The sequence below is a fragment of the Pseudomonas sp. NPDC096925 genome, from assembly GCF_044762545.1.
Classification (GTDB): Bacteria; Pseudomonadota; Gammaproteobacteria; order Pseudomonadales; family Pseudomonadaceae; genus Aquipseudomonas.
The window spans coordinates 254,892-274,024 of sequence record NZ_JBIWEM010000002.1 but is presented as its reverse complement, the minus strand read 5'-3'; the positions used below and the strand labels follow the sequence as shown (position 1 = coordinate 274,024).

At 62.7% G+C, this 19,133-nt stretch carries 16 protein-coding genes and 3 tRNA genes; 1 reads left to right on the top strand and 18 read right to left on the bottom strand.

Annotation, left to right across the window (positions count from 1 at the left end; genetic code table 11):
- Positions 1-32 precede the first annotated feature (32 nt).
- The 6 genes from ACIQYU_RS07205 to alaS form a co-directional block, all read right to left on the bottom strand.
- A tRNA-Arg gene (locus tag ACIQYU_RS07205) sits at positions 33-109 on the bottom strand.
- 71 nt (positions 110-180) lie between these two features.
- Positions 181-257: transfer RNA gene (locus ACIQYU_RS07200), tRNA-Arg, on the bottom strand.
- A gap of 106 nt (positions 258-363) precedes the next feature.
- A tRNA-Ser gene (locus ACIQYU_RS07195) sits at positions 364-454 on the bottom strand.
- Between the two features lie 72 nt (positions 455-526).
- The gene (gene csrA / locus ACIQYU_RS07190) at positions 527-715 is read right to left on the bottom strand and encodes a carbon storage regulator CsrA (RefSeq protein ID WP_003254503.1); all 189 of its coding nucleotides are present in this window, start codon (positions 713-715) and stop codon (positions 527-529) included.
- Between the two features lie 165 nt (positions 716-880).
- Positions 881-2,116 carry an aspartate kinase gene (locus tag ACIQYU_RS07185; protein WP_013973645.1) on the bottom strand — a complete coding sequence of 412 codons (1,236 nt, stop codon included), beginning with the start codon at positions 2,114-2,116 and terminating at the stop codon, positions 881-883.
- Positions 2,117-2,263: 147 nt separating this feature from the next.
- Positions 2,264-4,888, bottom strand: a complete 2,625-nt coding sequence (gene alaS / locus ACIQYU_RS07180) for an alanine--tRNA ligase (protein ID WP_207829579.1) — start codon at positions 4,886-4,888, stop codon at positions 2,264-2,266.
- Between the two features lie 265 nt (positions 4,889-5,153).
- Here alaS and ACIQYU_RS07175 point away from each other — a divergent pair, with 265 nt between their 5' ends.
- Positions 5,154-6,431, top strand: coding sequence for a M91 family zinc metallopeptidase (locus ACIQYU_RS07175; RefSeq protein WP_267933513.1), 1,278 nt, complete (start codon positions 5,154-5,156; stop codon positions 6,429-6,431).
- 21 nt (positions 6,432-6,452) lie between these two features.
- On the opposite strand, the gene astE is transcribed toward ACIQYU_RS07175, so the two are convergent.
- The 12 genes from astE to ACIQYU_RS07115 form a co-directional block, all read right to left on the bottom strand.
- Entirely contained in the window at positions 6,453-7,460 is a 1,008-nt protein-coding gene (gene astE, locus ACIQYU_RS07170; protein WP_207830131.1) for a succinylglutamate desuccinylase, read from the bottom strand.
- A 10-nt stretch (positions 7,461-7,470) separates the two neighbouring features.
- Positions 7,471-7,761 (bottom strand): hypothetical protein, encoded by a 291-nt coding sequence (locus tag ACIQYU_RS07165; RefSeq protein ID WP_063912882.1) that lies wholly within the window; start codon positions 7,759-7,761, stop codon positions 7,471-7,473.
- Positions 7,762-7,775: 14 nt separating this feature from the next.
- A complete protein-coding gene (gene astB / locus ACIQYU_RS07160; protein WP_063912883.1) occupies positions 7,776-9,125 on the bottom strand; it encodes an N-succinylarginine dihydrolase in 1,350 nt (449 codons plus the stop codon).
- Positions 9,126-9,148: 23 nt separating this feature from the next.
- Entirely contained in the window at positions 9,149-10,612 is a 1,464-nt protein-coding gene (gene astD, locus ACIQYU_RS07155) for a succinylglutamate-semialdehyde dehydrogenase (RefSeq protein WP_333957480.1), read from the bottom strand.
- Positions 10,613-11,641, bottom strand: a complete 1,029-nt coding sequence (gene astA, locus ACIQYU_RS07150; protein WP_063912885.1) for an arginine N-succinyltransferase — start codon at positions 11,639-11,641, stop codon at positions 10,613-10,615. It lies immediately after the preceding gene.
- Positions 11,642-11,719: 78 nt separating this feature from the next.
- The gene (gene aruF / locus ACIQYU_RS07145; protein WP_063912886.1) at positions 11,720-12,739 is read right to left on the bottom strand and encodes an arginine/ornithine succinyltransferase subunit alpha; all 1,020 of its coding nucleotides are present in this window, start codon (positions 12,737-12,739) and stop codon (positions 11,720-11,722) included.
- A 142-nt stretch (positions 12,740-12,881) separates the two neighbouring features.
- Positions 12,882-14,102 carry an aspartate aminotransferase family protein gene (locus tag ACIQYU_RS07140; protein ID WP_241105896.1) on the bottom strand — a complete coding sequence of 407 codons (1,221 nt, stop codon included), beginning with the start codon at positions 14,100-14,102 and terminating at the stop codon, positions 12,882-12,884.
- Between the two features lie 431 nt (positions 14,103-14,533).
- Positions 14,534-15,514, bottom strand: a complete 981-nt coding sequence (gene argR, locus ACIQYU_RS07135) for a transcriptional regulator ArgR (RefSeq protein ID WP_207829567.1) — start codon at positions 15,512-15,514, stop codon at positions 14,534-14,536.
- A gap of 98 nt (positions 15,515-15,612) precedes the next feature.
- Complete coding sequence (locus tag ACIQYU_RS07130; protein WP_025340127.1) at positions 15,613-16,377, bottom strand: ABC transporter ATP-binding protein; 765 nt, start codon at positions 16,375-16,377, stop codon at positions 15,613-15,615.
- Between the two features lie 22 nt (positions 16,378-16,399).
- On the bottom strand, positions 16,400-17,098 hold the full coding sequence (locus ACIQYU_RS07125) for an ABC transporter permease (protein ID WP_063912889.1): 699 nt from the start codon (positions 17,096-17,098) through the stop codon (positions 16,400-16,402).
- Positions 17,095-17,784 (bottom strand): ABC transporter permease, encoded by a 690-nt coding sequence (locus tag ACIQYU_RS07120; RefSeq protein ID WP_003260113.1) that lies wholly within the window; start codon positions 17,782-17,784, stop codon positions 17,095-17,097. The genes ACIQYU_RS07125 and ACIQYU_RS07120 overlap by 4 nt, the downstream gene beginning before the upstream one ends.
- An 88-nt stretch (positions 17,785-17,872) precedes the next feature.
- Positions 17,873-18,658 carry an ABC transporter substrate-binding protein gene (locus tag ACIQYU_RS07115; protein WP_075045965.1) on the bottom strand — a complete coding sequence of 262 codons (786 nt, stop codon included), beginning with the start codon at positions 18,656-18,658 and terminating at the stop codon, positions 17,873-17,875.
- Positions 18,659-19,133 lie beyond the last annotated feature (475 nt).

Below are 19,133 nucleotides of genomic sequence, written 5' to 3'. Positions count from 1 at the left end.
AGCGCCTTTGCAAGCAGAGCCACTTCAAAAAGTGGCGGACTCAGCAGGATTCGAACCTGCGACCGCTCGGTTCGTAGCCGAGTACTCTATCCAGCTGAGCTATGAGTCCGCGATGGTAGTTTTAGACCAGGTTACCACTGGTTGTTTGAAGCAGCCTTGCAAGCAAAGCCACTTCAAAAGTGGCGGACTCAGGAGGATTCGAACCTCCGACCGCTCGGTTCGTAGCCGAGTACTCTATCCAGCTGAGCTATGAGTCCGTGTCTTGCCGCGCATTATAGGTCGCTGAAACATTTTTGCAAGAACTTTTTCGTTTAAAATCAACTACTTAGCGTTCTTACTGTTTACAGCGCCCTAAGCGAATAATGGCGGTGAAGGGGGGATTCGAACCCCCGATACCCTTATGAGGTATACTCCCTTAGCAGGGGAGCGCCTTCGGCCACTCGGCCACCTCACCGCAACACGAGGCGAATATTAAACAGGCTCTTCCTCGTTTGCAACCCTTTTTTTGAAAAAAACTTCAAAAAAATTAAAGGCTTGGCTCCTCGTCCTTCTCTTTCTTGATCCGCAGGTAGATTTCTTCGCGGTGCACAGCCACTTCTTTCGGGGCACTGACGCCAATACGCACCTGGTTGCCTTTGACGCCGAGCACCGTCACGGTGATCTCGCCGTCTCCAATGATCAGGCTCTCGGCGCACCGACGAGTCAGAATCAACATAGCTTTCTCCTTACGCAAAACATTCAGGGGTAACAGTCTTGGGTGTCGCGGCCTGGTCGTGGACGACGACCAGGGCCCGGTTGATCGCCACACAGGGCAGGACAGGCCTGCGTGGCGAGCAGAAACGCGAAGGGCGCGGCAAGCCGCGCCCTTCCAGGCAGCGTATTACTCGCTCTGTCGTGCCGGAGCGTCGAGCTCGAACGCGGTGTGCAGCGCGCGTACGGCCAGCTCCAGGTACTTCTCTTCGATCACGACCGAAACCTTGATCTCGGAGGTGGAGATCATCTGGATGTTGATGCTCTCCTTGGCCAGGGCTTCGAACATGCGGCTGGCAACACCGGCGTGCGAACGCATGCCGACGCCGACGATCGAAACCTTGGCGATCTTGGTGTCGCCGATCACTTCACGGGCACCGATTTCGCGGGCAGTGTTTTCCAGCACGCTCTGCGCCTTCTCGTACTCGTTGCGGTGTACGGTGAAGGTGAAGTCGGTGGTGTTATCGTGGGCAACGTTCTGCACGATCATGTCGACCTCGATGTTCGAGGCGCTGATCGGGCCGAGGATCTTGAAGGCCACGCCCGGGGTGTCCGGCACGCCGCGAATGGTCAGCTTGGCTTCATCACGGTTGAAGGCGATACCGGAAATGATCGGCTGTTCCATGGATTCCTCTTCATCAATGGTAATGAGGGTACCCGGACCCTCCTTGAAGCTGTGCAGCACGCGCAGCGGAACGTTGTACTTGCCGGCGAACTCCACCGAACGGATCTGCAGCACCTTGGAACCGAGGCTGGCCATTTCCAGCATCTCTTCGAAGGTGATCTTCTCCAGGCGCTGGGCCTGTGGCACAACGCGCGGGTCGGTGGTGTAGACGCCATCGACGTCGGTGTAGATCTGGCACTCGTCAGCCTTCAGCGCAGCCGCCAGGGCCACGCCCGTGGTGTCGGAGCCGCCACGGCCCAGGGTGGTGATGCTGCCGTGCTCGTCGACGCCCTGGAAGCCCGCCACCACGACCACGCGGCCTTCCTTGAGGTCGGCACGAATCTTCTGGTCGTCGATCTGCAGGATGCGCGCCTTGTTGTGCGCGCTGTCGGTGAGAATGCGCACCTGGTTGCCGGTGTAGGACACCGCTGGCACACCACGCTTGATCAAGGCCATGGTCAGCAAGGCAATGGTGACCTGCTCACCGGTCGACACGATCACGTCCAGTTCACGCGGAACCGGCTGATCGGTGATCTGCTTGGCCAGGTCGATCAGGCGATTGGTTTCACCGCTCATGGCCGACAACACAACCACCAGGTCGTCGCCCGCCTCACGGTGTTTCTTGACCTTATCGGCTACCTGCTCGATCCGCTCGATGGAACCGACAGAGGTGCCGCCAAATTTCTGTACGATCAACGCCATTTCAATGGTGCCTCAGCCCATACAGGGCCCCAAAAAACAATCCAACATGAAGAGGCCGGCAGGAGTGGCCTGTGTGGCTAATTCTTGCACCCAAATTCGAGTGCCAGGATTCGCCGTACAGGCCACTAGACCGCCGGCCCCCTCATCTCAAAGTCCCTGCTCTGCGAATGGCACGGCCAGCGCCAGGGCCTGGTCCAGTGCAGCGACGTCGACGCCACCACCCTGGGCCATGTCCGGACGGCCACCGCCCTTGCCACCCACCGCCGCAGCGGCTTGTTTCATCAGATCGCCAGCCTTGAGTTGGCTGGAGAGGTCCTTGGTCACACCGGCCACCAGCACGACCTTGCCCTCATGCTCGCTGCCCAGCAGGATCACTGCATGGCCGAGCTTGTTCTTCAGCTGATCGACCAGCGCCAGCAGGGCCTTGCCGTCCTGCCCATCCAGGCGGGCGGCGAGCACCTTGGCGCCTTTGACCTCAACGGCCGCGTTGGAGAGATCGTCCCCGGCGGCGCTGGCGGCCTTGGCCTGCAGCTGTTCCAGCTGCTTCTCCAGCTGGCGGTTGCGCTCGAGCACAGCCGACAGCTTGTCGATCAGGTTGTCGCGGTTACCCTTCACCAGCTGTGCGGCTTCCTTGACCTGCTCTTCGGCAGCGTTCAGGTAGGCCAGCGCAGCAGCGCCGGTGACCGCTTCGATACGGCGCACGCCAGAAGCCACGCCGCCTTCGCTGATGATCTTGAACAGGCTGATGTCACCGGTGCGCTTGGCGTGGATACCGCCGCACAGCTCCACCGAGAAATCGCCGCCCATGCTCAGCACACGCACGGTGTCGCCGTACTTCTCGCCGAACAGCGCCATGGCACCCTTGGCCTTGGCGGTTTCGATGTCGGTCAGTTCGGTTTCCACCGCAGTGTTCTTGCGCACTTCGCGGTTGACGATGTCTTCCAGGGCCTTGATCTGCTCTGGTTTCACCGCCTCGAAGTGGCTGAAGTCGAAACGCAGGCGCTGGCTGTCGACCAGCGAGCCTTTCTGCTGTACGTGCTCGCCCAGTACCTGGCGCAGCGCTTCGTGCAGCAGGTGGGTGGCGGAGTGGTTCAGCGAGGTGGCGTGCTGCACGTCGGCATCGACCTTGGCCACGACTGGCGAACCGATCACCAGCGCACCGCTGGCAACCACGCCGTGGTGCAGGAAGGCACCGCCGGTCTTGGTGGTGTCGCGCACGTCGAAGCGCGCAGCACCGGCCTGCAGGAAGCCGGTGTCACCCACCTGGCCACCGGATTCGGCGTAGAACGGCGTGCGGTCGAGCACGACCACGCCTTGCTCGCCTTCGCCCAGCTGGTCGACGGCCTGGCCGTCCTTGTACAGGGCGATGATCTTGCCCTGGCCTTCAGTGGCATCGTAGCCGAGGAACTCGGTGGCGCTGTCGACCTTGACCAGGCTGTTGTAGTCCATGCCGAAGGCGCTGGCAGAACGGGCACGCTCACGCTGGGCGTCCATCTCGCGTTCGAAGCCGGCCTCGTCGATGGTCAGCTCGCGCTCGCGGGCGATGTCGGCGGTCAGGTCCATCGGGAAACCGTAGGTGTCGTACAGCTTGAACACCACGTCGCCCGGCACTACCTCGCCCTTGAGCTGGGCCAGGTCCTGCTCGAGGATGCGCAGGCCCTGCTCCAGGGTCTTGGCGAACTGTTCTTCTTCAGCCTTGAGCACGCGCTCGATGTGCGCCTGCTGGCTGTTCAGTTCCGGGAAGGCCTCGCCCATTTCAGCAACCAGCGCGGCAACGATCTGGTAGAAGAAGCTGCCTTTGGCGCCCAGCTTGTTACCGTGGCGGCAGGCACGGCGAATGATGCGGCGCAGCACGTAGCCACGGCCTTCGTTGGACGGAAGCACGCCGTCGGCAATCAGGAAGCCGCACGAACGGATGTGGTCGGCGACCACTTTCAGCGAGGCCTGGCCGTCATTGCTGCAACCGATGGCCTTGGCCGCGGCCGCCAGCAGGTTCTGGAACAGGTCGATCTCGTAGTTCGAGTGCACGTGCTGCAGCACGGCGCTGACGCGCTCCAGGCCCATGCCGGTGTCCACCGACGGCGCTGGCAGCGGGTGCAGCACGCCGTCGGCGGTGCGGTTGAACTGCATGAAGACGTTGTTCCAGATCTCGATGTAGCGATCGCCGTCTTCTTCCGGCGAGCCGGGTGGGCCGCCCCAGATGTCCGGGCCGTGGTCGTAGAAGATCTCGGTGCATGGGCCGCACGGGCCGGTGTCGCCCATGGTCCAGAAGTTGTCGGAGGCGTATGGGGCGCCCTTGTTGTCGCCGATGCGCACCATGCGCTCGGCCGGCACGCCGACTTCCTTGGTCCAGATATCGTAGGCTTCGTCGTCAGTGGCGTAGACGGTGACCCAGAGCTTTTCCTTGGGCAGGTTCAGCCATTTTTCCGAAGTCAGGAAGGTCCAGGCGAAAGTAATGGCGTCGCGCTTGAAATAGTCGCCGAAGCTGAAGTTGCCCAGCATTTCGAAGAAGGTGTGGTGACGCGCGGTGTAACCGACGTTTTCCAGGTCGTTGTGCTTGCCACCGGCGCGCACGCACTTCTGGCTGCTGACGGCACGGGTGTAGGCACGCTTCTCCGCACCGAGGAAGCAGTCCTTGAACTGGTTCATGCCGGCGTTGGTGAACAGCAGGGTCGGGTCGTTGTTCGGGATCAGCGAACTGGAGGCGACTCGGGTATGTCCCTGCTCTTCGAAGAAGCGAAGGAAGGCTTCACGGATTTCTGCGCTTTTCATAGGTTCTTCCACGGAAACGGCGGCCGTTTGGGCTAATACGTCGAATCGACGAAACGACGGCAAAGGGCGCCATTATAGCTAGCCTGAACAGGAGATACAGCGTGTTTGTACACCAGAACAGCAATCGGCGGATGAAAAGGCGTTCATGGACATGACCAACACCGCAAAGCGAGCCTGACGGGTTAGGCAGGCTATACATAAACAACACCTGAGCCCCCGGGCGCGATGGGAGGATGCTCCCCCATCCCTGATTCCGGAGCACACGATGCCTGAGCCAGATCTGTCCAAACTCCACTCGGACCCACACCCGCTGCCCCACAAGGCCATCCTGGCCAATCCGAACCCGATCTACTACATCGACGCTCGCCGACCTGGTTACGCCCAGACCGCTTTCGACAATGAAAAGAACCCTCAGCAGCAGACCGAGGTCAAGTACATCCAGGCTGACACCAATGTGCGAATCACCCTGGAGCGCACCTATCCATTGGGGCGGCGCTATCACCGCAACACACAGAACAGCGAGCTGCTGGTCTTCAACGTGGCCCCGCGCGTGCTGCGCCCGGAAGAGCAAAAAAAGCGGGTACGTATCGCCCCTGGCGAATGCCTGCTGGAAGTGACCATCAACGATGCAGTATTCATGGTCGCCGCGCATACCGCTCAAGCCATTGCCATTCGCCTCACGGATGGCAATCACCACCTTGTCATCGCCCCGGAGGTGAAGAAGACGGTGCTGATCGACATGATAGGGAGCGGCAACAAAATCGAGACAGGCGCAGGTATCGTCCACATCGATGCCCACACCGGCACGCACCAGATTGTGGCGGGTAGCGGCCCGGTGCTCATCGACAAAGGCAACGCGGTTGTCAACGTTACGGGGCACCGCTTGCTTGGCCGTGAATCTTCCAGGGTAGAGCTCTACCGCAATACCGAAAACGATGCGCAACTGGCCAGACCTGTCGCGGCCGAACACCAGTCCCTGGGCAACGTCGGCATCCGAGTGACAGGTAGCGACCATTTCCGGCAAGCGGTTCAGGACGCACTGGAGCTACTGCGCAAACTCCCCTGCGGCCAGGCGCTGCTGGCGGGCCTGGATGAAAAAGCCGGGCAGTCCGGGAACCCGATCAGCGTGATCGAAGCTTCCAGGCACCAGTTCACCGCCTATACACCCAGCGATCATGAAGAGGATGAAGACGAAGGCCACTTCATCATCGATGAAAGCCAGAGCAGCTGGGGTTACAGCGGTGGCACCCTGGCCTACAACCCAGGCTGGTCGACCGCTGCGCAACTGCCACTACTCGACCTGTACCGCTGCCTGTGCCAAGGCTGGAACTCGGTGTCAGGAACCGTCTTTCCAGGCCAGACAGAGGTTCAAGGAAAAAACGGCGTTTACCCGGTGGACAACCTGCTGCTACAGAGCATCGGCTTGCCTACCGATTGCAAGTTCACATTCGACACCAGCACCGCCCTGAACACCAATCCACCCGACTTCACTGAAAACGGGCTACGGCAGGCGCTACAACTGGAGCTGCGCACACAGGCGTAAGCCCCGGCCATTGCGGCAAGCTCAGCCTAGTCGCTGACCGGAGTCGGGCACGATCAGAATCCCCGCCCTGAGGCCATTCTTGACCTTGGGGTTGGGGAAGATGATGCGTGCCCCTTCCTCCTCGACCACCCAGCGTGTTTCGGCCAGGTCTTCGGCCAGCAGGTAACCCTTGCTCAGCTCGGAGAAATTCTCGATGTCCGCCGGCAAGTGCAGGTGGAAGCTGTCGCTGTGCTTGATGATCTCGCGGGAGACACTGAACAGTTGCAGGCCATCCAGCGAGCTTTCGCCCTGCGGCTCGGTGTCTTCGATGATGTGGATCAGCCGCGCTTCCAGCTTGTCGAGGTTGACCAGCTCGTTCTGGCCGAACGGTCGAGCCTTGCCCAGCTCCAGGGTGAAGGCTTCGGCCTCGAGCTGCTCGTAGGTGAAGGCGCTGAAGGTAATGGAAGACTTGCTTTGCAACAACACCGCCTCCATGCCCGCCGCCGCCAGGCGTGCCAGCTCGCGACGGGAGTGCTTGCGCCCCTCTTTATAGGGGTACAAGGCGAACTGCTCGATCTTCGAGCCTCGGATGGCAGTATGCAGGTCGTAATGCAGGCGGCTGCGCCCCGGCTTGCTGAAGAACACCCGGGCGAACTGTTCCAGCTCGGCGGCACGCAATGCCTCGAGGCCACTGGACAGCTCGTGGCGCCCGTTGAACAGGCGGTTGATGTCCTGCTCGATGAAGCGCTCGCCCTTACGGATCGCAGCCGGGTTGCCGAACAGGAACAGCACCCGCGCCTTGGGTAGGATCTTGCCGTTGGCCACGCCATGCAGCAGCCGCTCGAGCAATTCGATCGGTGCCGTTTCGTTGCCATGGATGCCGGCGGACAACAGCAAGTCCAGCCCGCAATCCTCGTTTTCGGCCGGGCGCACTTCGAGCGCGCCCTCCCCCAGCCAGCGCAAACGCGCGCCCTTGGGTGTCACTTGGGTCTTCTCGGCCGGTTCGTGATCGGTGAGGGTCAGCTCAAGCAATTTGCCAAGGGCGAGCATAGGGACTTCCTTAGTGGTGGTGGCCGCAGTCAGGGCCATGGACGTGATCGTCGTCTTCAGCGACTTCAGCCGGCTCCATTTCCAGCTGCAGGCTGACCAGGTTGGTGGCCATCGGACGCAACAGCAGGTTGGCGTACTCGGTGTCGTCTTCCTCGACATCCACGCCGATCAGCAGCTGGCCACGGCCATCCTGCTGAATCCACACTTCCTTGCCCTGCCAGACCACGGCAAAGCGGGTGCAGGAAGTTTCCAGCTGGGTGCCGTCTTCATCTTCGAGGATCAGGCGCAGGGCGTCGGTCATTGCAAAGTCTCTCTTCAAGGTTGGCGTTGGAACGGATACACCGAGCCCAACTTCAGGATCTGGGTCAATTCGTCCAGTGCCGTACGGCATTCCACCAGTAGCTGCGGGTCGGCCAGGTCCGCTTCGCCAAGGCGATCGCGGTAGTGCTTGTCGACCCACTGCACCAGGGTGTCGTACAGCGAGGCGGTCATGATAACGCCTTGGTTGACCGCTGCCAGTTCCGTTTCCTTCAACGCCACGCGCAAACGCAGGCAAGCCGGCCCACCGCCGTTCTGCATGCTCTGCTTGAGGTCGAACACCTTGACCTCCTTCACCGCGCCGCCCTGGGCGGTCAGCTGGCCGAGGTAGGCCCAGACCCGCTCGTTGTTGCGGCACTCTTCCGGCACCACCAGCAGCATGGAGCCGTCGTCGCGGCTGAGCAGCTGGCTGTTGAACAGGTAGGAACGCACCGCGTCCTCCACCGTCACCGCTGCCCGCGGCACGCAGATGGCCTGGAAGTTGCCACCCTTGCTGGCCAGTTTAGCCCGCAGCTGGCCAAGTACCGCGTCGGTCTCGAGGAACGCGTCCTCGTGGTAGAACAGCACCTCGCCGTTGCCCACCGAAATCACATCGTTGTGGAATACGCCCTGGTCGATCACGGCCGGGTTCTGTTGAGCGTAGACCACGCCGTCATCGCTCAGGCCATGCAGCCGAGCCACGGCCTGGGAGGCTTCCAGGGTTTGCCGGGCCGGGTACTTCTGCGGTGCCGGGAAGCGGCTGTCGAAGGCACTGCGGCCGTAGACGAAGAACTCCACGCCGGCCTCGCCGTACGCACGGCAGAAGCGCGTGTGGTTGGCTGCGCCCTCGTCACCGAACTGCGCCACGGCAGGCAGCGCTGCGTGGTGGGCAAAGTGTTTGTCGTTGCTGAACATGGCACCCAGCACGCGGCTGGTGGTCGGGTGCTCGATGCTGCGGTGGTACTTGCAGTTGAGGTTGGCAGCAGTGAAGTGCACGCGGCCGTCGGCGGTGTCGGCACTGGGGCTGACCGTGGCGGCGTTGGCCACCCACATGCTCGAGGCCGAGCAGCTGGCCACCAGCAATGGCATGGCCTCCCTGGCGGCGCGCTGGATCACTTCGGCATCGCTGCCGCTGAAGCCCAGGCGGCGCAGTGCGGCCACGTCCGGGCGCTCCTGCGGCGCCAGCACGCCCTGCTTGAAGCCCATGTCGGCCAGCGCTTTCATCTTCGCCAGGCCCTGGCGCGCAGCTTCGCGCGGGTTGGAAGCCTGTTGGCTGTTGCTCTGCGAAGCCACGTTGCCGTAGGACAGGCCGCCATAGTTGTGGGTAGGCCCCACCAGGCCATCAAAATTCACTTCGTAGGATTTCATCGGCTAGGCTCCGTGACCTGTTGTTATAGGGTGACGCCCGGCGTCAGGGTTGCCGGCAAGGCAAGGCTGGCGGTCTCCAGCGAAGCCACGGGGTACGCGCAGTAGTCCGCCGCGTAATAGGCGCTGGCGCGATGGTTGCCACTGGCACCCACGCCGCCGAACGGCGCACTGCTGGCGGCACCGGTCAGTTGCTTGTTCCAGTTGACGATGCCTGCGCGACTGCGCAGCCAGAAGTACTGGTAACGGGCACGGGAATCGGACAGCAAGCCGGCGGCCAGGCCGTACTGGGTGTTGTTGGCCTCATCGATGGCAGCATCGAAGTCGGCGTAGCGGATCACCTGCAACAGCGGGCCGAAGAACTCTTCGTCCGGGCGCTCGGCCACAGCGGTGACATCGACGATGCCTGGGGTCAGCAGTGCTGCGTCGGCCTGCGGCTGGGTCATTTCCAGCAGTTTCACGCCCCCCTTGGCGACCAGTTCGGCCTGGGCCGCAATCAGCGCCCGCGCCGCCTGCAGCGAAATCACCGAGCCCATGAACGGCGCCGGCTGCTGGTCGAACGCGCCGACCGAGATGGATCTGCTCACCTCGACCAGCCGCGCGATCAGCGCATCGCCCCAGGCGCCTTGCGGTACCAGCAGACGACGGGCGCAGGTGCAGCGCTGGCCGGCGGAAATGAACGCCGACTGGATAATGGTGTACACCGCCGCATCGAGGTCCTTGACCTCATCCACCACCAGCGGGTTGTTGCCACCCATTTCCAGGGCCAGGATCTTGTCCGGGCGGCCGGCGAACTGCTGGTGCAGCAGGTTGCCGGTGCGGCTGGAGCCGGTGAAGAACAGGCCATCGATACCCGGGTTGGCGGCCAGCGCCACACCGGTTTCACGCGCGCCCTGCACCAGGTTGAGCACACCCGCCGGCAGCCCGGCGGCAATCCAGCAATTGACGGTCAGTTCGGCGACCTTGGGCGTCAGCTCACTGGGCTTGAACACCACGCAGTTGCCCGCCAGCAGCGCCGGCACGATATGGCCGTTGGGCAGGTGGCCAGGGAAGTTGTACGGGCCGAACACCGCCACCACACCGTGGGGCTTGTGCCGCAGCACGGCCGTGGCATCGGCCAGCGGGCCGCTCTTTTCGCCGGTGCGCTCGCGATAGCTCTGCACCGAGATCGCCACCTTGTTGATCATGCTGGTGACTTCGGTCGCCGACTCCCACAGGGGCTTGCCGGTTTCCTCGCCAATGCACTGGGCCATCGCTTCGGCATGCGCCTTCAGTTGCGAGGCGAACTTCTCCAGCACATCGATGCGCGCGTCCAGGCTCAGCTGCGCCCAGGCCGGGAAGGCATGGCGCGCAGCCTGCACGGCAGCCTCCACCTGGCTGGCGTCGGCGCCCTGCCCCTCCCATACGACAGCTTGCGTCACCGGGTTGAGCGACTGCAGGGTTTCGCCCTGGCCGGCCTGCCAGTTGCCTGCGATGTAATGCGTGGTCATTTATTTGGCCTCCCGGCTTGCCGACAGCGGCACCGCGCGCACGTTGTCGCCGGCACCCATGCGCAGGCGCTTGGCCGTCAAGGGGTCGACCACCAGGGTACCGGCGGCCAACCGCGCAGGTGCAGCCGTGATGCGGCAGTCGTCGCGCTTGCGGTTGTGAATGATGTAAGGAGTGGCGTCATCGCCCGGTGTGCCCACGGCCAGCACCAGGGTCTGGCTTTCGCGTACGGCGCGGATCTTGTCGGTGTCGCACTCGATGGCAGGGCCGGCATCGAAAATGTCGACGTAGCCTTGGTAGTTGAAGCCTTCCTGCTTGAGCATCGCCAGCGCCGGTTCGGTGTCTTTGTGCACACGGCCGATCACGTTGCGCGCTGCCTCGGACAGGAAGCAGGTATACAGCGGGAACTTCGGCATCAGCTCGGCAATGAACGACTTGTTGCCCACGCCGGTGAGGTAGTCGGCCTGGCTGAACTCCATCTTGAAGAAGTGCCGGCCCAGGCTTTCCCAGAACGGCGAGCGGCCCTGCTCGTCGGACATGCCGCGCATTTCGGCAATGATCTTCTTGCCGAACAGCTCGGGGAACTCGGCCATGAACAGCATGCGCGCCCGCGACAACAGGCGGCCATTGAGGCCGGAGCGGTAGTCGCTGCGCAGGAACAGCGAGCACAGTTCGGAATTGCCAGTCAGGTCGTTGGCCAGGAACAGGGTGGGGATTTCGCGGTAGATCTTCAGCTCCTGCGAGGCGCTGACGGTCAGGCCGACCCGGTAGTTGTACCAGGGCTCGCGCAGGCCGACGGCACCGGCGATGGCACTGATGCCAACCACCAGGCCTTCGTCGTTTTCCAGCACGAACAGGTAGTCGGTGTCGGCGCGCTCGGCTTCGCCACGGAAGCTTTTTTCCGCCCAGCCAACGCGATGCCCCAGGCGCTCTTCGTTGGCCGGCAGCGTGGTCAGCCCGGTGGTCCCGGTGCTGCGTGCCAATTCGATCAACGCAGGCAAATCGCTGCTGCGTACAGGACGAACGATCATGCTATCTCCTTGTGCGACGGCGGCAGCCGGCGCGAAACTCTGCTAACGCATCAATCCGCAAACGTCTGTTGCCAGACCTCAGACCGCGACCAGGCGCACGCTGGCACCCTCGCCCACCCCCAGCGCCTCGGCGGCAGCCAGGTTCAGGCTGACCGGCTTGCCAGGCACCCAGTCCAGGTCCAGCAACACTGCGCGGTAGTCCTGCAACTGGCCGTTGCACACCAGGTATGGGCGCCCGCCCTTGACCGGCGCGTCCTCGATCTTCACCGGCACCACCCGGCTCTGGGCGATCGAGCGGATACCCGAGGTACGCGCATGCAGGGTCGGGCCACCGTCGAAGATGTCGATGTAGTGCTCGGTCTCGAAGCCTTCGCGCATGAGGATGTCGAAGGTAATCTGCGCACGCGGGTGCACCTGGCCCATGGCCTCTTGCGCCAGGTCCGGCAGCAGCGGTACGTAGATCGGGTAGTGCGGCATCAGCTCGGCGAGGAAGGTGCGGCTCTTCAGGCCGCACAGGCGCTCGGCGTCGGCGTAGTTGAGGTCGAAGAAGTTGCGGCCGATGGCATCCCAGAACGGCGATTCACCCTGTTCGTCGCTGTAGCCGACGATCTCGGTCACCACCGAGTCGGCGAAACGCTCCGGGTGCGCGGCCATGAACAGCAGGCGGCCACGCGAATTGAGCTCGGCCCAGGCACTGTTCACCAGTTCCGGCAGCACATAGAAGCTGGTCAGCAGGCTGTTGCCGGTCAGGTCGTGACACAGCGACAGCACGTGGATCTTGTTGTGGATCTTCAGCTCGCGCGAGGCATGCACGAAGGTCTCGTTACGAAAGCTGTAGAACGGCTCGGAATAGCCGGCCGAAGCGACGATGGCCGAGCAGCCGGCCAGCTTGCCGGTTTCGCTGTCTTCGAGCACGAAGAAGTAGCTTTCTTCACCGTTGAAGCTGACCTCGGCGGCGAAGGAAGTCTCGGAAGCGGCGATCTTGTCGCCCAGGCGAGCAGCGTCGTCCGGCAACGAGGTGACACCAATGGGGCTGTCTGCAGCCATGCGCTGCACTTCGTTCAGATCAGCCATTTGCGCGGGGCGCATCACCAGCATGGTGTCACTCCTTTGGAATACGGGCCGCTCACGGCGGCACGGAAAAACGGCAGGTGCATTGGCACCTGCACTGGAATCGGGTATCACCGGCCCAGGCACGGGCTGAGCCTGCGCCGTGGCCGGTGAGGGGACAGCAGGCGGATCAGCCCTGGGTCAGGGTAGCCACGGCGCGCTCGAAGCGGTCCAGGCCTTCATCGATGTCGGCGTCTTCAACCACCAGGCTTGGCGCGAAGCGGACCACGTCCGGGCCGGCCTGCAGCACCATCACGCCTTCTTTCTCGGCAGCGTTGAGCACGTCCTTGGCCTTGCCTTTCCAGGCCTCGGTCAGCACGCAGCCCAGCAGCAGGCCAACGCCACGCACCTGGCTGAACAGGTTGTACTTCTGGCCGATCTGCTCCAGACGGGCCTTGAAGCGCTCATGCTTGGTCTTGATGCCGCCCAGGGTTTCCGGAGTGTTGACCACGTCCAGCACCGCGCAGGCAACGGCGCAGCCCAGCGGGTTGCCGCCGTAGGTGGTACCGTGGGTGCCGACAGCCAGGTGCTTGGCCAGCTCGGTGGTGGTCAGCATGGCGCCGATCGGGAAACCGCCGCCCAGGCTCTTGGCGCTGGTCAGGATGTCCGGGGTCACGCCGTAGTGCTGGTAGGCATACAGCGAACCGGTACGGCCCACGCCGGTCTGCACTTCGTCGAAGATCAGCAGGGCGTTGTGTTCGTCACACAGTTTGCGCGCGCCTTCCAGGTAGGCCTTGTCGGCCGGCACCACGCCGCTCTCGCCCTGGATCGGCTCGATCACCACGGCGCAGGTCTTGTCGGAAATCTGTGCCTTCAGCGCTTCCAGGTCGTTGTACGGCACATGGCTGATGCCGGTGATCTTCGGGCCGAAGCCGTCGGAGTACTTCGGCTGGCCACCGACGCTGACGGTGAACAGGGTACGGCCGTGGAAGCTGTTCAGGGTGGCGATGATTTCGTGCTTTTCCGGGCCGAAGCGGTCATGGGCAACGCGACGGGCCAGCTTGAAGGCGGCCTCGTTGGACTCGGCGCCGGAGTTGCAGAAGAACGCACGGTCGGCAAAGGTAGCGTCCACCAGCTTGTGGGCCAGGCGCAGGGCCGGCTCGTTGGTGAACACGTTGGATACGTGCCAGAGGGTGTTGGCCTGCTCGGTCAGGGCCTTGACCAGTGCCGGGTGGCAGTGGCCCAGGGCGTTGACCGCGATGCCACCGGCAAAGTCGATCAGCTCGCGACCTGACTGGTCCCAAACACGGGAACCCTCGCCTCGCACAGGAATGAAGGCCGCCGGAGAATAGTTGGGGACCATGACCTGGTCGAAATCGGCACGTTGCACCGGGGCTTGCTCAACGGACATCTGAGTCTCCTGAAGAGGAACGCTGGCCTGGAAGTGGCGAGCGATGGGGGGATTGTAAGGACTGATCCGCGCCTGTCCTTGCGGCCAAGCGACAACTTGTTACAGCGCAAAACCCAGTTTTGACAAGGCTTTCGGCAATGCGACAAACACTGTCGCAATCGCGCAGTGTACGGGAGAGAGGGGGCTGGGTGAACGGGTGTTCACATGTAGAAGCGTGGTTGCCTGTGTTGGCCCATTCGCGGGCACGCCCGCTCCCACATGGACCGCACAGGTTTCAAACACCGCACAGCCCCGAGAGAAATGGTGCTGCCTGCACTGGCCCCTTCGCGGGTGAACCCGCTCCCACACGACCTGCGCAGGATTTGAAGCTTGTGCGCCCCCCTGTGGGAGCGGCTTCAGCCGCGAAAGGGCCGGCACAGGATAAGGAAATATCAGCCTTTTTCGGCAGGCGCCGAGCTCAGTTCGAACGGGCTGCTGCTGCGCCGCTGGTTACGGTCTTCGCGCGGCGTTGCGCCAAAGAAGTTGCGGTAGGCACTGGAAAAATGCGGCCCCGACGAGAAGCCGCAGGACAGCCCGATCTGGATGATCGACTTGCTGGTCTGCATCAGCATCTGGCGCGCCTTGTTCAGCCGCAGCTCCAGGTAATACTGGCTCGGCACGCGGTTCAGGTACTGCTTGAAGATGCGCTCCAGCTGCCGGCGCGAAACGCACACGTGCTGGGCAATTTCGTCGGTGGTCAGCGGTTCTTCGATGTTGGCCTCCATCAGCAGCACCGCCTGGGTCAGCTTGGGATGGCTCGAACCCAGGCGGTTCTGCAGCGGAATGCGCTGGCGCTCGCCACCCTCGCGGATGCGCTCGACCACCAGCTCCTCCGACACCGCCCCGGCCAGCTCCGCCCCATGGTCACGGGCCAGCACCGCCAGCAGCAGGTCGGTCACGGCCATGCCGCCACAGGCAGTCAGGCGATCGCGGTCCCAGTCGAACAGGTGGCTGGTGGCGATGACCTTGGGGAAGCGCTCGGCAAAATCATCCTGCCAGCGCCAGTGCACCGCAGCGCGGTAACCGTCAAGCATGCCCAGCATCGCCAGGGGATAAACCCCGGCCGACAGGCCGCCGATCATGCAGCCACTGCGCGCCAGCTGCTTGAGCGCCGCCGACAACGCCGCCCCCACCGCCGATGGCGGCTCGTCGGCCACCAGAAACAGCTTGTGACACCCATCCAGGCGGCCATTCCACGCCTCGCCCGGCAGACGCCAGCTGCCCTCCTGCGCCGGCTCCGCCTGCAAGAAGACCAGTTCATAGGCCACCTCCGGATGCACCCGCTGCGCCACCAGCAACACTTCCTCGGCCAGCGCCAGGGTCAGGGGCCTGGTGCTGGGCCAGATGAGAAAACCGATTCGCTGGGTGGTCATAGGGTGCGGTCCGAAACCTGAGGTCGTTCGAGTCTGTGCGCCGGGTCAGGCTGCGCTCGCCGCGCAGCATGCCCTATTCTGGTGCAAAAATGCAGTTTTTACTTCAGGCTGCCGGAGAGGAACTGCTTCAGGCGCTCCGACTGCGGGTTGGCCAGCACTTCGCGCGGGCAACCGGTTTCTTCCACCAGGCCCTTGTGCAGGAACACCAGCTGGTTGGACACCTCGCGGGCAAAGCCCATTTCGTGGGTCACCACCACCATGGTGCGGCCTTCCTGGGCCAGCGCCTGCATCACCTTGAGCACATCGCCCACCAGCTCCGGGTCCAGCGCCGAGGTCGGCTCGTCGAACAGCATGACCTCCGGCTCCATGGCCAGCGCCCGGGCAATGGCCACCCGTTGCTGCTCACCGCCGGACATGTGCCCAGGGAAGGCGTCCTTGCGGTGCGCGACACCAACCTTGGCCAGGTAGTGCTCGGCCTTTTCCAGGGCCTCCTTGCGGTTCACGCCCAGCACATGGACCGGCGCTTCGATGATGTTTTCCAGCGCAGTCATGTGCGACCACAGGTTGAAGTGCTGGAAAACCATCGACAGGCGCGAGCGCATGCGCTGCAGCTGACGCGGGTCGGCAGCCTTGAGCGCGCCGTCCTTGCCCGGCACCAGCTTCAACTCTTCATTGTTGAGCAGGATCTTGCCGGCGTGCGGCTGCTCCAGCAGGTTGATGCAGCGCAGGAAGGTCGACTTGCCCGAACCGCTGGAGCCGATAATGCTGATGACATCGCCTGCCTTGGCCGACAGGGACACGCCCTTGAGCACTTCATGGCTGCCGTAGCGCTTGTGCAGGTCTTGGACTTCGAGTTTGTACATGCTGTCGATTCTCACAAAGCGGTCAGTGCTTGCGCGGCGCCAGGTAGCCGAGCCAGCGGCGTTCGGCCATCTTGAACAGGCGCACCAGGATGAAGGTCAGGCACAGGTAGAACACGCCCGCCGTGATGTAGGCCTCGAAAGGCAGGTAGTACTGGGCATTGACCGTGCGCGCAGCGCCAGTGATGTCGATCAGGGTGACGATCGACGCCAGGCTGGTGGTCTGCAGCATCATGATCACTTCGTTGCTGTACTGCGGCAGCGCCCGGCGCAGGGCCGACGGCAGCAGGATGCGCCGGTACATCTTCATGCGCGACATGCCCATGGCCTTGGCCGCCTCGATTTCGCCATGGGGCGTGGCCTTGAGGCTGCCGGCGATGATTTCGGCGGTGTAGGCGCTGGTGTTGATGCCGAATGCCAGGCAGGCGCAGAAGGTAGCGCTGGACAGCAGCGGCCAGAGGAAGCTTTCGCGCACCGCCTCGAACTGCGCCAGACCGTAGTAGATCAGGAACAGCTGCACCAGCATTGGCGTGCCGCGGATCACGTAGGTGTACAGCCACGCCACGAAATTGACCGCTGGCTGCCTGGACACCCGCATCAGGCCCAGCGGAATGGCCGCCAGCAGGCCGAAGAACAGCGAAATCGCCAGCAGCTTGAGGGTGGTCAGCAGGCCGCCGAAGTACATCGGCAATGCCTCCCAGACGACGTTGTAGTCGAAGATCATAGTTCAGCCACCTTGACGCCCACCGAGTAGCGGCGCTCGAGATACTTCAGGGCCAGCAGCGAGATGCTGGTCAGCACCAGGTACAGGGCCGCCACCGCCAGGAAGAAGGTGAAAGGCTCGCGGGTGGCGTCAGCCGCCTGCTTGGCCTTGAACATCATGTCCTGCAGGCCCACCACCGAGATCAGCGCGGTGGCCTTGGTCAGCACCAGCCAGTTGTTGGTGAAGCCCGGGATCGCCAGGCGAATCATTTGCGGCACCTGGATGCGGAAGAACACCTGGCGGTTGCTCATGCCGTACGCCACGCCCGCTTCGGCCTGGCCTTTCGGAATACCGAGGAACGCACCGCGGAAGGTTTCCGACAGGTAGGCGCCAAAAATGAAGCCCAGGGTACCGATACCCGCGATCAGCGGGTTCAGGTCGATGTAGTCTTCATAGCCGAGCAGCGGCGCCACCCGGTTGATGATGTCCTGACCGCCGTAGAAGATCAGCAGGATCAGGACCAGGTCCGGAATGCCACGAATCACCGTGGAATACAGATCGCCCAGCCAGGCCAGCCAGCGCACCGGCGACAAGCGCAGCGCCACACCGATCAGGCCGAGCACGATGGCCAGGGCCATCGACGACAGGGCGAGCTGAAGCGTCAGCCACGCCCCGTCGAGGATGACTGCCCCGTAGCCTTTCAACATGATGAGGTCCTCGACCTAGAGAATGAAAAATGGTGCAAACCTCAGAGCCTCTGCTGTTTGCACCATTGCACAGGTGAAACCCGACGTCTTAGTTCGAGTCTGGACCGTAGATATCGAAGTTGAAGTACTTTTTCTCGATTTCTTTGTACTTGCCGTTGGCACGGATGGCGTCGATGGCCGCGTTGATGCGGTCGACGTTGGCCTTGTCACCCTTGCGCACGGCAATGCCGATGCCGTCACCGAAGTACTTGGCGTCGGTGAAGGACGGGCCTACGAAGGCGAAGCCCTTGCCGGCGTCGGTCTTGAGGAAACCGTCTTCCAGCAGGGTGGCGTCAGCCACGGTGCCATCGAGGCGGCCAGCCGCAACGTCCAGGTAGATTTCGTTCTGGGTGCCGTAAGGAACCACGGTCGCACCTTTGGCGCCCAGCACTTCCTTGGCGAAGCGGTCATGGATCGAGCCGCGCTGCACACCAATCTTCTTGCCTTTGAGTTCATCCAGGCTATCGCTGACAGCGGTGCCTTCCTTCATCACCAGGCGCGCCGGGGTCAGGTAGTAGCGCTTGGTGAAGTCGACCGATTTCTTGCGGTCTTCGGTGATCGACATGGACGACAGGATGGCGTCGATCTTGCGCACTTTCAGCGCCGGGATCAGGCCGTCGAACTCCTGCTCGACCCAGGTGCACTTGGCTTTCATCTCTTCGCACAGGGCGTTGCCGATGTCGTAGTCAAAACCGGCGATGCTGCCGTCTGGCTGCTTGAAGGCGAAGGGTGGGTAAGCGGCTTCGATGCCGATTTTCAGCGGCTTTTCATCGGCCTGCGACACCAGGGAAAACACGGACAGCGCCAGGGCGCCAAGCAGTGCGAGCTTCTTCATCAGGTAACTCCATCGGTACGGGGCAATACAAGGCAGGTAACGGCTGCCCGATATGCGAATGGGTACAACGCGAGCCGCGCAGGGTTCGACCAAGGCCGCAGACCACGAGCGAGTGAGTGGCATTTTAACGACAGCCCGGTAGTCGATATTTCTTCAAAGCGACAACTACTTACAGAAGCGCTTGAAACCGCAGCGGGCAATGTTGACAGCCATTGCAAAATATGCAAAAGCGCAAGAAATAGAACCTATAGACCTAGCAATTCCCGGGCCTATTATTGGCAAAGCCTTGTAGTACGGCAAGTGCAGCGTGCTGTGTTGCAAAAAATGGCTGCGGGAACGCACCGAAACGGGCCGCAATTGTTTCCTGGCGCCCCGATAGGGTGCGGGGCCGGTGACAGAACAGTTACCGATGAATGTCGGGTAACAGTAAAGCAAAAAACCCCGCCGGTTGCCCGGACGGGGTTCTTATTGGCTG

Excerpts from the sequence above, each read along its gene's own strand:
- ACIQYU_RS07130 (WP_025340127.1), bottom strand. The coding sequence starts at position 16,377 with ATGTACAAACTCGAAGTCCAAGACCTGCACAAGCGCTACGGCAGCCAT.
- csrA (WP_003254503.1), bottom strand. The coding sequence starts at position 715 with ATGTTGATTCTGACTCGTCGGTGCGCCGAGAGCCTGATCATTGGAGAC.
- argR (WP_207829567.1), bottom strand. The coding sequence starts at position 15,514 with ATGACCACCCAGCGAATCGGTTTTCTCATCTGGCCCAGCACCAGGCCC.
- ACIQYU_RS07165 (WP_063912882.1), bottom strand. The coding sequence starts at position 7,761 with ATGACCGACGCCCTGCGCCTGATCCTCGAAGATGAAGACGGCACCCAG.
- astB (WP_063912883.1), bottom strand. The coding sequence starts at position 9,125 with ATGAAATCCTACGAAGTGAATTTTGATGGCCTGGTGGGGCCTACCCAC.
- ACIQYU_RS07175 (WP_267933513.1), top strand. The coding sequence starts at position 5,154 with ATGCCTGAGCCAGATCTGTCCAAACTCCACTCGGACCCACACCCGCTG.
- ACIQYU_RS07115 (WP_075045965.1), bottom strand. The coding sequence starts at position 18,658 with ATGAAGAAGCTCGCACTGCTTGGCGCCCTGGCGCTGTCCGTGTTTTCC.
- aruF (WP_063912886.1), bottom strand. The coding sequence starts at position 12,739 with ATGCTGGTGATGCGCCCCGCGCAAATGGCTGATCTGAACGAAGTGCAG.
- ACIQYU_RS07120 (WP_003260113.1), bottom strand. The coding sequence starts at position 17,784 with ATGTTGAAAGGCTACGGGGCAGTCATCCTCGACGGGGCGTGGCTGACG.
- astD (WP_333957480.1), bottom strand. The coding sequence starts at position 10,612 with ATGACCACGCATTACATCGCAGGCAACTGGCAGGCCGGCCAGGGCGAA.
- ACIQYU_RS07140 (WP_241105896.1), bottom strand. The coding sequence starts at position 14,102 with ATGTCCGTTGAGCAAGCCCCGGTGCAACGTGCCGATTTCGACCAGGTC.
- alaS (WP_207829579.1), bottom strand. The coding sequence starts at position 4,888 with ATGAAAAGCGCAGAAATCCGTGAAGCCTTCCTTCGCTTCTTCGAAGAG.
- ACIQYU_RS07125 (WP_063912889.1), bottom strand. The coding sequence starts at position 17,098 with ATGATCTTCGACTACAACGTCGTCTGGGAGGCATTGCCGATGTACTTC.
- astA (WP_063912885.1), bottom strand. The coding sequence starts at position 11,641 with ATGATCGTTCGTCCTGTACGCAGCAGCGATTTGCCTGCGTTGATCGAA.
- ACIQYU_RS07185 (WP_013973645.1), bottom strand. The coding sequence starts at position 2,116 with ATGGCGTTGATCGTACAGAAATTTGGCGGCACCTCTGTCGGTTCCATC.
- astE (WP_207830131.1), bottom strand. The coding sequence starts at position 7,460 with ATGCTCGCCCTTGGCAAATTGCTTGAGCTGACCCTCACCGATCACGAA.